We start from the raw sequence: 12594 nt of genomic DNA, 5'->3' as shown, positions 1-12594 counted from the left end.
AAGTCCCGAGGCTTCGTCGACGGCCAACTCGATCCATCAACCCGCCTGACCCACCTCGGGGATCGCGAGTACGACCCAGACCTGGGCCGCTTCATCTCGGTCGACCCACTTGTCGACCGGACCAATCCTCAGCAGCTCAACGCCTACGCCTACGCCACCAACAGCCCGGTCTCCATGTCGGACCCGGACGGCCTCGCGGTCCTGGTCGACCTTCCGGACGGCACCAGCATTCCATCCCCGGGTGGCGATAATCCCCAGAGGTACCACGAGGTCGAGGCCGAGGTTGCGAAGGACCGTGCTACGCCGCAGTCGGAGAAGATCGAACGACAGGTCGAGCAGTACGTCAGTTGGCACAAGGAAAATCGCGCCGCGGCAGTCAAGAAAGTCAAGCGGATCATCAAGGATCTGGTGAAGATCGTCGCGGACGAGTTCGGTGTCACCGACGCCTTGAACTGCTTCACCGAAGGCGACATCAGTTCGTGCGTCTCCACTGGAGTCACTGTCCTGAGCTCATTCGTCGGTGGAATCCTCGGCAAGCTGGCCACCAAGTACGGCGCTCCATGGAAGTGGAAGAAGGCTGCCGCGCTCATCGGGCGAATCGCCAAGCTCGCGGAAGAGGCCATCGACGGGATCAAGGACTGGCGAAGATCGACGAAGGCACTTGAGAGTTGTCCGATCAACTCGTTCCTGCCGGGCACGAGAGTTCTCATGGCAGACGGTTCGTCCAGCCCCATCGAAGACCTGCAACTCGGCGACAGAGTCTTGGCCACCGATCCGGCTACAGGAAAGACCTCAGCGCAGCCGGTAGTGCGAACAATCATCGGCGAGGGCTCGAAGAGTCTGGTGGAGATCACGACCATCGCCCGCAAGGGCAGGTCAACCGAAGAGTCGACAATCGTGGCCACCCAGGGCCACCCGTTCTACCTGCCGACCGAGGATGACTGGGCCGACGCCGGCGAACTACGCGTGGGTGACCGACTGGATTCGACACCGACTTCCAACGCCAGTATCGCCGTGGCCAAACTCCGCGGGTACACCACTCCCGCCCGCGTGCACAACCTCACCGTCGCCAACCTCCACACGTACTATGTGCTGGCCGGCAGAACTGCGGTACTTGTACACAACAGTGGATGTTTCGGCGACAAGTGGACGGGTGCCGCAAATGTGAATGAACACTTCGACGATCATGGTGCGGAAATGGGGTTCGAAACTTTGGCGGAGTACAAGTATGCAGCCGAAGACCTGATGTGCACCTGTGATGGGCGTCGACCTGGTGTCCTGCTCAAACGGGACGGGGCAAGTGGGAGAGATCGCTTCTTCGACCCGCAGTCGGGTGAGTTCGGGTCTGCCTCGAGCGACGGCATTATCACGTTCTTCAAACCGGACGACGGGCTGGACTACTTCAAGCGGCAACCGGGAGTTGATATCCCATGACGGCCTTGTATCCATGCCCTTGCTGTGGTCGCCTCGTTCACCACTCGGATCCAGGGTCGTACTCGATTTGCCCTGTCTGCGGGTGGGAGGACGACCTGGTTCAACTTCGTTGGCCCGGGGGAGGCGGAGGAGCGAACCGTGTCTCGCTTGTGGAAGCACAGCGTTCGTACGCCAAGCGAGGGGTCGCGAAGTCGGCCTTCGTCTCGAAAAGTCTCCCGACCGATTCCGGACCTTCGGTAGACCCGGGCTTCCGGCCGGTGGATCTCGAGAAGGACAATTTCGAGAAGCCATGGGACGTCGAAGGCGACTGGCCAGAGGACCGCACCCGACTGTACTGGTGGCGCCCAACGTTCTGGAGACTTCTGTAGCGTAAGGCGCGAGAGTTCAGCCGATTCCGGCGAGGGATCGGCTGAACTCGTGGGCGGCGGAATTCGCCGCACGTGGCATGAGCGGCCGGAGTCTGTCGTCTGAGGTGCCGGCCAGATCCGGGTCTGGTGGAGTTGTTGACCCTCGGGGTCTATGGCACAGGTGTGGGCGCGGTGCTGGATTTGGAGGGCTTGAGATCCGCGAGCGGGCTAAGACTGCTGGCGTGGTTATGAGCGCCGGATGTCGGGGCGTGGGGAGGCTATCGCGAACTTTCACACGTAATATGTACTGACCGGTCGAACCCCGGTACTCGTCCACAACGACAACTGCAATCCGATTTCGAAGAGTCAGGCCGCTGATATAGCCCACTATCTCGGCTATAAAGAGAATGGCAAGCTTTCTGCGGCCAACACCCCAATTCTAGAGCACGGTAAGCCCGGCCGCGGATTGCCCCGCTCTGTTACCTGGGACAGAACTGCGCACAAGGGTGGGATTTTCAAGGGTGCTAATTTCAAGGATCCATTCAGAACGACCAAAAAGAGCGGGCGTGATGGAACCTACGATCTCGATGTTTCGTCGACCGGGGAGGTGTTCGGGCTCAAATGGATTGCGGATTGAGTGAGTTCCTGCTGCTGCCTCGTGCAGAAGAGTTGCGAAGTGACCTCAATGAGTCCTTGAAATGGAACTCCTATATCAATGAATTGCAGGACCTGATCCAGGAGATTCTCAAGGACAGCGAAATCTCGAGACTGGAAGTGGTCGATCTCCAGGTTAATGATCCGCTGCCTGATCGATTCGTTGGCCTGCGTAATGGATCGTCCCTTCCGGTTTCGGATGCTCTGGATCTCATCGTGGGGATGGCGGCCGGTGACGGACCGTACTGTGTCCTCGTCGGCGGGGCGGTATTTCGCCTCGTCGCCGCGTGGGACGGAGCAGTTCAGGTGCACGTCGGCCCGGCAGCGGAGCCATTGATCAGCAGATTCCGTGGCCGTGAGGTAGTTGTCGAGTGCCGTCGTCATGCACCGGGTCCGGAAGATGAGTTCCCTGCGGTCAGAACGAGTGTGGACGCTGGTTTCTGGGTCGAGGTTCGTGACTCACCGGGTGACCTGACGATGGTGCGCGAACGATGGGCCTACGGCGCTTACGGTTGCCGATGGTACGTGGTGACGAGTGAGAATCTCGTCGAGGTGGCCGAAAAAATGGAGCCGCGATCCCTGCTGTCAGTCTTTGTCGACCCCATCATTCTCGAGTTGTCTCCTGAGGTGATCGATGAGGGCGTCACATTGTTCCGGCCGCCCCTTCTTCCCGGGAGGGTCGACTACATGGCGTACCCGGATGGTTTTGAGGACCTGAGCGAGGTTCTCGCTCACGGATTCACCCTCAGCATGAAGGATTCGATAGCTCCGCACCGATCGGCCGTCATGCCGGACCCCGATGGTGAGATCCGCATGAAGTGGCAGGCTCCTGCCCATGGCTGATCGAGCCCGGAGATTCTGATTAATCGGTTGTAAATATCGGCAAGTCGGCCTTGTCTTGCGGTGTGTCAGGCCGATCTGGCGTCCGCTGGCATCAGGCTGAGGCGGTTGCACTTGGTTCTGTGGAGGGTGGCTATGCGGTTGCAGGCGGCGTCTATGGCGGCTCTTTGGGATTCGTAGAGGCCGTACCAGTACGGGTCTTCCGGGAGGGGGTCGCCGGCGTCGTCGATGTCGGCGTACCACGTCGTGCCGGTGCGGAAGATTCTGGCGTGCAGGTGGAGCTCTGTGTCGTTCATCGCGCGGATCGCTCCTGGGGAGAAGGAATCGGTGCGTTGCCCACTTCTGATGATGTGACGGGGAGTGGGCAACGCACGGAGCGACACGCGGGTTTACTGAACCAGAACAGTGAGGCGCTGGGCGGTGTTGTTGGCGAAGCCGCCTCGGTTCCAGGGGGCTTCTATGGGTTGGACCCGGCCTGATTTGTCGTGGGCTCGGACGGTGAGGACGTGTTCGCCGGGGGTGGCTTGCCAGGGGAAGGAGAACGAGCGCCAGGAGAGGTCTTCGTTGCTGGGGGCATCCAAGGTCGCGTCTTGCCAGGTGGCGCCGGCGTTGGTGCTGATCTCTACGCGGTCGACGGGGGCCCAGCCGGACCAGGCTCGGCCCTGGAGCGTGACCTCGCCGGTGGGGACGAAGCGGTGGCGGGTCATGAAGTCGGGGTGGCCGGGTGGGATCAGGAGGGCTCGGGGCTCGATGCGGGTGACGGCTACGCCGGGCTCACCCGGTTCGGTGCGGACGCGGTAGGCCTCGGCGTTCTGGTAGCCGGTGAAGGGCTTGTCGATGAGCTCGATCGAGCGGAGCCACTTGACCGACGCCATGCCGTACCAGCCGGGGACGATCAGCCGCAGGGGGTAGCCGTGCTGAGGTGGGAGGGGGAGGCCGTTCATCTCCCAGGCGACCAGGGCGTTGGACTCGAGGGCCTCGGCGACGGAGAGGCCGCGCTGGTAATCCTGCTCGATCCCGCGTTCGAAGCCGTGGTCGGCGCCGGTGAAGACCACGTCCACGGCGTCCTCACGAAGTCCGGCGGCCTCCAGAAGAGCGGCCAGCGGTACGCCGGTCCACTCGGCGGTGCCGACGGCTTCCATCAGCCAGGGTTGGCTGATCGGCCGCGGGTGGAGGTTCGCGCGGCCGTTGCCGGCGCACTCCAGCGTGACGCGCACGGTCTGCCGGCCCATCGCGCGGAGCTCGGTCAGGCCGAAGTCGATTGGTTGCTCTACACAACCGTCGACGGTGAGGCGCCACTCGTAGGCGTTCGTCAGCGGGATGTCGTAGTGCACCAGCACGTAGTGCAGCCCGGGCGGCGTCAGGTCGTAGCGCAGCGCCTCCAGCGGGATGCCGTGGTTGCGGGCGGCGAGCTGGAGCTCGTCGCCGGTGATGCCCTCGCCGGTGTCGGCCAGCCGGCCCTTGGTGCTGAACTGCTCGATCGTCATCGCGGATCCCTTCCCCTCGGGTCACCCTAAGCCGCGCGGCGGTGGGAAAAGCAAGGGCGCGAGCCGCCGTTCGCGGCTACGGTCAGCAGATGGCGTACGACGTACCGCATCCTCGTGACCGTGCGCAGTCGTGGGCTGACTGCGACGCCGACCTCAGGCGGTACGTCGAGGAGGCGCTCGCGGCGACCGGGCTGGAGACGACCGGGGTCTACGTGCACGGTTCGCTGGCGATGGGGTGCTTCTACCGGGCGAAGAGTGACGTGGATCTGCTGGTCGTGGTCCCGGCGACGCTCACAACCGCGGAACGGGAGTATGCAGCGCGTCAGTTGGCGGAGCGGTCGAAGACCCGACCGATGCTGGGGGACCTCGAGCTGTCGGTGCTCACCGAGCGGCAGGCCGCGGCGGGCACGCGGGAGTACGAGGTGCACTACTCGGCGTACTGGTCGGAGAATATCCTCGCGGGGCAGTACGCCGGGCCCGGGACGGATGCGGATCTCGCGGCGCACGTGAGCGTGGTCCGGCGGCGCGGGGTGGTGGTGAGTGGGCAGCCGGCGGCGGAAGTGTTCGCGGAAGTGCCGTACGCGGAGTACCTCGAGGCGATCGAGACGGATCTCGAGGACGTGGATCTCGTGGCCGACCCGTACTACGGGGTGCTCAACGCGTGCCGGGTGCTGATGGTGCGGGAGTCGCCGCAGGTGGTGAGCAAGGAGGAGGGCGGGGAGTGGGGGATCAGGAGCCTGCCGGAGGAGCACAGGCCTGTGATCGAGCAGGCACTGAGGTGTTACCGGAGTGCGCGCCAGGTCAGGCCGGAAGACAGGGGTACCGATGGGCACGGCTGGGACCTGAAGGCTCTGGAGAGCTTCAAGGCGTACGTCGGCTAGAGCCACCCGTTGTCGACCGCGATCCGGGCAGCCTCGGCGCGCGTCCGGGCGCCGGTCTTGCCGATCGCCGACGACAGGTGATTGCGAACGGTGCCCTCGGACAGGTGGAGCTCTCCGGCGATGTCCGCGACCGTGCCGCCGGTCCGAGCCGCACGCAGTACGTCGGACTCGCGGGCCGTCAACGGGCTCGTGCCCGCGACCAGGGTCTCGGCGGCCAGCGAAGGGTCGACGACGCGAAGGCCCTGGTGCACCCGTCGTACGGCGTCCGCGAGCTGGGCCGCGGGTGTGTCCTTGACGACGAACCCCGCCGCGCCGGCCTCCATCGCGCGGCGCAGGTACCCGGGGCGGCCGAACGTGGTGACCATCAGGACGCGCACGTTCGGTACGGCGGAACGCAGCGCCGCGGCGGCCTCGATGCCGTCGAGGCCGGGCATCTCGACGTCGAGCAGCGCGACGTCGGGCTTCGACGTCCGGGCTGCCTCCAGGACCTCGTCGCCGCGGCCGACCTCGGCGACGACCTCGAGGTCGGGTTCGAGGTCGAGCAGCGCCGCGAGGGCGCCGCGGACGAGCGCCTGGTCGTCGGCGATCAGCAGTCGGATGCTCACGGACCCACTCTGACAGCCAGCCGGAACCCACCACCCGGCGCCTGGCCGACGGACAGCGTCGCACCCACCGCGTCGGCGCGCTCCCGGAGGCCGATCAGCCCGTGACCACCTGACGAGCCGGTCGGTCCACGCCCGTCGTCGAGCACCTCGATCTGCTGGGCGGTGACGCGGATCGTGCACTTGCGAGCCGCCGAGTGCCGTACGACGTTGGTGATGCCTTCGCGCACGACCCACGCGAAGAGCTCTCGGTGGGCCTCGGGAACGTCGTCGACCGTGGTCGGCAGCTCGGCACGGATCTCCGCGGCCTCCAGAGCGGCTCGGGCGGAGACCAGCTCACCGGCCAGGCTCAGCTCGCGGTACCCCGCGACAGCAGCCCGTACGTCGGCCAGCGCGGCCCGGGCCAGCTGTTCGATGTCGGTCACCTCGACCGCTGCCCGCGACGGGTTGGCCTCGATCAACCGGCCGGCCAGCTCGGCCTTGACCGTGATCACCGTCAGCGAGTGGCCGAGGATGTCGTGCAGGTCCCGGGCGAACCGGTTGCGTTCCTCCTGGACGGCCAGCTCGGCGAAGTCCTGGCGGGCGACCGTCAGCTCCGTCCCGCGCTGGATCGCGCGCCGCATCCCGAACACCGCCAGCGCGGCCAGGAAGATCGCCAGTCCGTAGCTGCTGTCGTCGTGCCAGCCGGAAACCAGCCGCATCGACAGCTCCGCTCCGCCCAGGGTCAGGAGGGTGACGGCGATCGCCTGCCGAAGCTCCAGCATCACCACCGAGATCGCGGTGATGTAGACCAGGGTGGTCAGCGCGGTCTGCCCGGCGGCCGGGAGCATCAGCGCGGCCAAGGCGAGCAGACCGACCAGGTAGCCGTAGCGCTTCCAGAGCGGAAGGCCGCCCTCCCGCCACGAGACCTGCCGCATCCAGATGAAGAAGGACATGTAGGCCGTGGCGAAGGCAAACAGCGCGAGCACCCCGACCACCCGCAGGACACCGTCGCTGTGCCGGACGATCTCCTGCAGCGGGCTGCCCAGGTAGAACAGCCAGACCGCGCCGCCCAGCCAGCGCCACGAGCTGCGTCCCGTCTGGGTCAGGTCACGGGCGGCCAGCGAATCCGGCAGGGGCTGCTTGCTGCTCACAGTCGTCACGGTAACCCGCGGTGCTCAGGCGCGGGCGGTGTCCGCGCGGAACCGGCGCAGCCCGATCGCTCCGAGCACCACCGTCCACACCAGCACGATCAGGACGGCGTGCATGTCGAGGCCGCCCTCCGACAGCGCACTGCGCGAGCTCAGGCCGGTCCAGTACGCCGGGGTCAGCTGCACGATCGTCTTCATCACGTGCGGCATCTGCTCGATCGGCAGCCAGAGCCCACCGAAGGCGGCGATCAGCATCGTGGTCAGACCGGTGATCGGCTGCACGCTGTCCGGCTTGGCGACGTACCCGATCACCAGGCCGAGACCGGCGAACGGCAGCGCGCCGAGCCAGGAGACCAGCGCGACCGAGATCCACTGGCCGGCGCTCAGGTCGACGTGGCCGATGATCATCCCGGCCACGAAGACCACGACCAGCGGCGGGATCGCCAGCAGCAGCGACAGGATGACCTTCGAGGCGACGTACGCCTGGGGCTTGAGCGGCGTCAGCCGCAGGGTCCGGTTCCAGCCGCCGTCGCGTTCCATCGCGATCACGCCGCCGCTGCTCATCGCGGCGTTCATCGAGCCGAACATGGCCATCGAAACCATCACGTAGGCGATCGCGGAGATTCCGCCCTCGGAGTCGGTCGAGTGCAGCGTGGCGCCGAAGATCAGGAACAGCACCAGCGGCATCAGGACGGCGAAGATCAGTACGCGCCGGTTGCGCAGGGTCCGTTTGATGTCGAACTTCAGGTAGTCGAGGTTCATGCGTTGCTCTCCTGTGCGGCAGCACCGATCGCGAGGACGGCGTCCTCGAGGTCGGCGGAGGTGATCTCGATGTCGTGGGCCGGCGTGTTCGCCAGCAGGTACCGCAGCGTGTCGTCGGAGTCCCCGCACTGCAGCAGCACCACGTCGCCCCGCGTGTCGACGTTCCGTACGCCGGGCAGCGTCGCGAGCAGGGCCAGGTCGGCACCGGGCACCGTGGCCCGGATGGTCCGGCCGGAGACGCTCGCCTTGATCTGCGCGGCGGTGCCGTCGGCAACGATCTTGCCGGCGCGCATCAGCACCACGCGGTCGGCGTACGCGTCGGCCTCCTCCAGGTAGTGGGTCGCGAACAGCACGGTCCGGCCGCGGGCGGTCTCGGCGTGCATCGCGGCCCAGAAGTCGCGGCGGGACTCGACGTCCATCCCGGTGGTCGGTTCGTCCAGCACGATCAGGTCGGGCTGCGCGACGATCGCCATCGCGAACCGGACGCGCTGCTTCTGCCCGCCGGACAGCGCCTTCAGCTTGCGGTTGCCGAGATCGGCGATCCCGGCCCGCTCCAGCGCGTCGGTGACCGGCAGCGGGTCCTTGTGCAGCCCGGCGACCAGGTCGAGCAGCTCGCCGACCTTCGCGTCCTCGATGATGCCCCCGCTCTGCAGCATCACGCCGACCTGGCCGGCCGCGATCGCGTCGGCCGGGGACTGGCCGTAGAGCTGGACGCTGCCCTGGTCCGGCCGGACCAGACCGAGCAGGATCTCCAGCGTGGTGGACTTGCCGGCGCCGTTCGGCCCCAGCAGTGCCACCACCTCGCCTGACCGGATCGTGAGGTCCACCCCGGCCACGGCCTGTACTTCGCCGTACCTCCTGGTCACTCCGCTGAGGGTGACCGCAGTCGTTGTCGTCATACCCAGAATGCTCCGGCCTGGAGCGCCCGCGGCCCTGGATCGGGCGTCACGAGGTGCCTATGACATTCGTCAGCTCTCGCGCAGCGTGTGCAGACCTTGCCAGAGCAGATCCTGGAGAGTCCGAGCGGTCTTCTGCGCGGACGGCGGGGTGGTCGAGCGGGTGCGCCAGATGGCCAGGCGTTCGGTCGCGCCGGAGATGGTCTGGGCGACGATCTGGATCTCCTCCTCGTCGATGGCCGACGGGGCGTTCAGGCGGACCATCGTCGCGATCAGGTCGACGAAGTCGGCGCGGACCTCGTCGGCGGCCTGGGCGGCGGGGCCGGCCGAGAGCATGCCCTCGTCGACGATCACCGACCAGGCGCGCGGGTGGTCGTCGAGGAACTGGAACCAGGCGACGAAACCGGCGTACATCGCCTGCTCGGCGTCCGCGGCCGCGAGCACGGCGTCGGAGACGGCGTCGAGGAGCTGGGCGCGCAGGCGGGACAGGCAGGCGAGGAACAGGCCGTCCTTCGAGCCGTAGTACTGGTAGACGAGGGGCTTGGAGACGCCGACCTCGGCGGCGATCTCGTCCATCGAGGTGCCCTGGTAGCCGCGGTCGCCGAAGATCCGCTCGGCGGCGTCGAGGATCTCCCGCTCCCGCGCCGCGCGGTCGCGCTTGCGCTTGACCGGTACGCCGTCCGTGGTGGTCGTCACCTTGCCGATCCTAACTGACCCGGAGTAACTTACTGGGAGTAAGTTCTTCGACTCGACAGGAGCTCGGGATGGCGGAGCAGCAGCACCGGATCGTCGTGATCGGCACCGGCTTCGCGGGAATCGGGATGGCGGTCCGGCTCAAGCAGGCCGGGTACGACGACTTCGTCGTGCTCGAGCGCGCCGAGGACGTCGGCGGGACCTGGCGGGACAACACCTACCCGGGCTGCCGCTGCGACGTCCCCTCGCACCTGTACTCGTTCTCGTTCGCGCCGAACCCGGACTGGTCGAGCACGTTCTCGCCGCAGCCCGAGATCGAGGCCTACCTGCGCCAGGTCACCGACGGCTTCCGCGTCCGCCCGCACATCCGCTTCGGTCACGCCGTACGGTCCGCGCACTGGGTCGACGACCATTGGCTGATCCACACGGCCCAGGGCGATTTCACGGCCGGGATCCTGCTGTCCGGGATGGGCCCGCTGGCCGAGCCGTCGTACCCGAAGCTGAACGGGATCGACTCGTTCGAGGGTGAGGTGTTCCACTCCGCGCAGTGGAACCACGACCTCGACCTGGGCGGCCGCAAGGTCGCGGTGATCGGGACCGGCGCGTCGGCGATCCAGTTCGTGCCGGCGATCCAGCCGGAGGTCGAGGAGCTGCACCTGTTCCAGCGCACGCCGCCGTGGGTGATGCCGCGGCCGGACCGGAAGATCAGTCGGCTGGAGAAGGCGGTCTACCGCGCGTTTCCCCTGGTGCAGAAGGCCGTCCGGGCCGGGATCTACTGGGGGCGCGAGTCGATGGTGCTCGGGTTCGCCAAGCTGCCCGGGATCATGAAGCAGGCGCAGAAGGTGGCCGAGAAGCACCTCGAGAAGCAGGTCCGCGACCCCGAGCTCCGGGCTCGGTTGACGCCCGACTTCACGCTCGGCTGCAAGCGGGTGCTGATCTCCGACGACTACTACCCGGCGGTCGCGCGGCCGAACGTCGAGGTGGTCACCGACGGCATCACCGAGGTGACGCCGACCGGGATCGTCACCGACGACGGCGTGAAGCACGAGGTCGACACGATCATCTACGGCACCGGCTTCCGGGTCACCGATCTGCCGGTGATGGACATGCTGTACGGCCGGGACGGGGTGTCGCTGCGCGACGCATGGGCCGACGGGATGGAGGCGCACCTTGGTACGGCGGTCGCGGGCTTCCCGAACTTCTTCCTGCTGATCGGCCCGAACACCGGGCTCGGGCACAGCTCGATGGTGTTCATGATCGAGTCGCAGATCGCGTACATCCTGGACGCGCTGAGGACGATGGACGCCGAGGGGTTGCGGCAGGTCGAGGTGAAGCCGGAGGTGCAGCGCGCGTTCGTCGACGGCGTGCGGTCGTCGATGCGGAACACGGTGTGGACGCGGGGCGGGTGCACGAGCTGGTACCTCGATGCGCAGGGCCGCAACACGACGCTCTGGCCGTCGTTCACCTTCCGCTTCCGGCAGCTGACCAGGCGGTTCGACCGCTCGCAGTATGAAACAGTGGCTATGTGACATAGGTCGTGTTACATTCGCACCCATGATCCCCTTGCACGGTATCGGCGGGCGTGGGGACCTGCCGGTTCCGCTGTGGCTGGCGATCTACTCCGCGGCCGCCGCGGTCGCGGTGTCGTTCTTCGCGCTGGCGGCGTTCTGGTCGCGGCCGCGCTTCGAGCTCACGTCCGGTCCGCCGTTGGCCGCGCTCACGCGGCTCGTCGACGGGCGCGTGGTGCGGTGGGCCCTCAAGGTGCTGGGTCTTGTCGCACTGGCCTTGCTGCTCGGCGCCGCGTGGTTCGGCAGCACGTCGTCCGCGCTGAACCCGGCGCCGACGTGGTTGTACGTGTGGATCTGGGTCGGGATCATCCCGGTCTCGCTGCTCCTCGGGCCGGTCTGGCGGCTGGCCAACCCGCTGCGCACGCTGGCTTCGTTCGTCCCCCGGCGCGTTGTGCGTCCGCTGCCCGCGGGGATCGCGTACTGGCCGGCGGTCGCCGGGCTGTTCGGGTTCGTGTGGCTGGAGCTGGCGTACCCCGAGGCCTCGGCCCCGTTGGTGGTGGCGGTCTTCGTCTCGGCGTACTGCTTGGTGAATGTTGCCGCAGGCATCGTTTACGGCCCGCGCTGGTTCTCGGTGGGGGACAGCTTCGAGGTGTACGCCGAGGTGCTGGCGCGGTTGAGCCCTCTCGGCCGGGTCGACGGGCAGCTGGTCCTGCGGAACCCGCTGGCCGGGCTGGCGACGATGCCGCGGGAACCGGGGTTGGTCGGCCTGCTGTGTCTGTTGCTTGGGTCAACTGCTTTCGACGGGATCTCGCGGTGGTCGGTGTGGACCTCGTCAGCCGGTCAGCTGGGGCACCACATACTCGTTCACACGCTCGGGCTGCTGGCTGCGGTCGCCGTGGTGACGCTGCTCTTCATTGGCGCTGCTCGGGCGACCGGCCAGGCCAGGGTGCGACCCGGTGCCGTCGGCAACGCCGGGCTGCCGGGAGCGTTCGTGCACTCGCTCGTCCCGATCGCGATCGGGTACGCCGTGGCGCACTACTTCTCGTTCGCGGTGTTCCAGGGGCAGGATGGTGTCCTGCTGGCGACCGACCCGTTCGGTCGCGGCTGGGACCTGCTCGGGACCGGGCAGGCCGGGATCGACTACGGCCTGCTGGGGACCGGGTGATCGCCGGGGTCCAGATCGGCGCGATCGTGCTCGGACACGTACTCGGGGTCGTGTCCGCGCACGATCGCGCGACCGGGCTGTTCCGGCGCCGCGAGCTGCGGCGGGCGCAGTACCCGATGCTGGCGGCGATGGTCGCCTTCACCGCCGGCGGCATCGCGCTGGTGACGGCGTCATGACCGCGCCGCGGCCGGCCAG

At 67.2% G+C, this 12594-nt stretch carries 15 protein-coding genes; 8 read left to right on the top strand and 7 right to left on the bottom strand.

The window, feature by feature from the left end:
* The 4 genes from ACLQ2O_RS38855 to ACLQ2O_RS38840 form a co-directional block, all read left to right on the top strand.
* On the top strand, positions 1-1434 hold a 1434-nt coding region (locus ACLQ2O_RS38855), incomplete at its 5' end, for a polymorphic toxin-type HINT domain-containing protein (protein ID WP_425842486.1).
* Complete coding sequence (locus ACLQ2O_RS38850) at positions 1431-1802, top strand: CPCC family cysteine-rich protein (protein WP_425842485.1); 372 nt, start codon at positions 1431-1433, stop codon at positions 1800-1802. The genes ACLQ2O_RS38855 and ACLQ2O_RS38850, both read left to right, overlap by 4 nt.
* 286 nt (positions 1803-2088) lie before the next feature.
* Positions 2089-2418, top strand: a complete 330-nt coding sequence (locus ACLQ2O_RS38845; RefSeq protein ID WP_425842492.1) for a toxin C-terminal domain-containing protein — start codon at positions 2089-2091, stop codon at positions 2416-2418.
* The gene (locus ACLQ2O_RS38840; RefSeq protein WP_425842484.1) at positions 2415-3278 is read left to right on the top strand and encodes a hypothetical protein; all 864 of its coding nucleotides are present in this window, start codon (positions 2415-2417) and stop codon (positions 3276-3278) included. Before ACLQ2O_RS38845 ends, ACLQ2O_RS38840 begins: the two co-directional genes overlap by 4 nt.
* Positions 3279-3343: 65 nt before the next feature.
* Here ACLQ2O_RS38840 and ACLQ2O_RS38835 read toward each other — a convergent pair whose 3' ends face one another.
* Entirely contained in the window at positions 3344-3571 is a 228-nt protein-coding gene (locus tag ACLQ2O_RS38835; protein WP_425842483.1) for a hypothetical protein, read from the bottom strand.
* Between the two features lie 93 nt (positions 3572-3664).
* On the bottom strand, positions 3665-4762 hold the full coding sequence (locus ACLQ2O_RS38830) for a sulfite oxidase (protein ID WP_425842482.1): 1098 nt from the start codon (positions 4760-4762) through the stop codon (positions 3665-3667).
* A gap of 89 nt (positions 4763-4851) precedes the next feature.
* Between ACLQ2O_RS38830 and ACLQ2O_RS38825 the strand changes: the two genes are divergently transcribed.
* On the top strand, positions 4852-5643 hold the full coding sequence (locus ACLQ2O_RS38825; protein WP_425842481.1) for an aminoglycoside adenylyltransferase domain-containing protein: 792 nt from the start codon (positions 4852-4854) through the stop codon (positions 5641-5643).
* Here the strand turns inward: ACLQ2O_RS38825 and ACLQ2O_RS38820 are convergent.
* The 5 genes from ACLQ2O_RS38820 to ACLQ2O_RS38800 form a co-directional block, all read right to left on the bottom strand.
* A complete protein-coding gene (locus ACLQ2O_RS38820; protein WP_425842480.1) occupies positions 5640-6248 on the bottom strand; it encodes a response regulator transcription factor in 609 nt (202 codons plus the stop codon). The two genes, ACLQ2O_RS38825 and ACLQ2O_RS38820, sit on opposite strands and share 4 nt — an antisense overlap.
* Positions 6245-7378, bottom strand: a complete 1134-nt coding sequence (locus ACLQ2O_RS38815) for a sensor histidine kinase (RefSeq protein ID WP_425842479.1) — start codon at positions 7376-7378, stop codon at positions 6245-6247. The genes ACLQ2O_RS38820 and ACLQ2O_RS38815 overlap by 4 nt, the downstream gene beginning before the upstream one ends.
* A 24-nt stretch (positions 7379-7402) precedes the next feature.
* Entirely contained in the window at positions 7403-8137 is a 735-nt protein-coding gene (locus ACLQ2O_RS38810) for an ABC transporter permease (RefSeq protein ID WP_425842478.1), read from the bottom strand.
* Positions 8134-9036: an ABC transporter ATP-binding protein gene (locus ACLQ2O_RS38805; protein WP_425842477.1), complete on the bottom strand. Its 903-nt coding sequence runs from the start codon at positions 9034-9036 to the stop codon at positions 8134-8136. The genes ACLQ2O_RS38810 and ACLQ2O_RS38805 overlap by 4 nt, the downstream gene beginning before the upstream one ends.
* Before the next feature lie 69 nt (positions 9037-9105).
* Positions 9106-9729 carry a TetR/AcrR family transcriptional regulator gene (locus ACLQ2O_RS38800; RefSeq protein ID WP_425842476.1) on the bottom strand — a complete coding sequence of 208 codons (624 nt, stop codon included), beginning with the start codon at positions 9727-9729 and terminating at the stop codon, positions 9106-9108.
* A gap of 68 nt (positions 9730-9797) precedes the next feature.
* On the opposite strand from ACLQ2O_RS38800, the gene ACLQ2O_RS38795 reads away from it, so the two are divergent.
* Genes ACLQ2O_RS38795 through ACLQ2O_RS38785 form a run of 3 tightly spaced genes read left to right on the top strand, consistent with a single transcriptional unit; the run spans position 9798 to position 12575 of the window.
* A complete protein-coding gene (locus tag ACLQ2O_RS38795) occupies positions 9798-11255 on the top strand; it encodes a flavin-containing monooxygenase (RefSeq protein ID WP_425842475.1) in 1458 nt (485 codons plus the stop codon).
* 25 nt (positions 11256-11280) lie between these two features.
* Entirely contained in the window at positions 11281-12399 is a 1119-nt protein-coding gene (locus ACLQ2O_RS38790) for a hypothetical protein (RefSeq protein ID WP_425842474.1), read from the top strand.
* Positions 12396-12575 carry a hypothetical protein gene (locus tag ACLQ2O_RS38785; protein ID WP_425842473.1) on the top strand — a complete coding sequence of 60 codons (180 nt, stop codon included), beginning with the start codon at positions 12396-12398 and terminating at the stop codon, positions 12573-12575. The genes ACLQ2O_RS38790 and ACLQ2O_RS38785 overlap by 4 nt, the downstream gene beginning before the upstream one ends.
* The last annotated feature ends 19 nt before the right edge of the window (positions 12576-12594 follow it).

Source organism: Kribbella sp. DT2 (assembly GCF_049844575.1).
Lineage (GTDB): Bacteria > Actinomycetota > Actinomycetes > Propionibacteriales > Kribbellaceae > Kribbella.
This window is presented reverse-complemented; position numbering and strand designations above follow the sequence as displayed.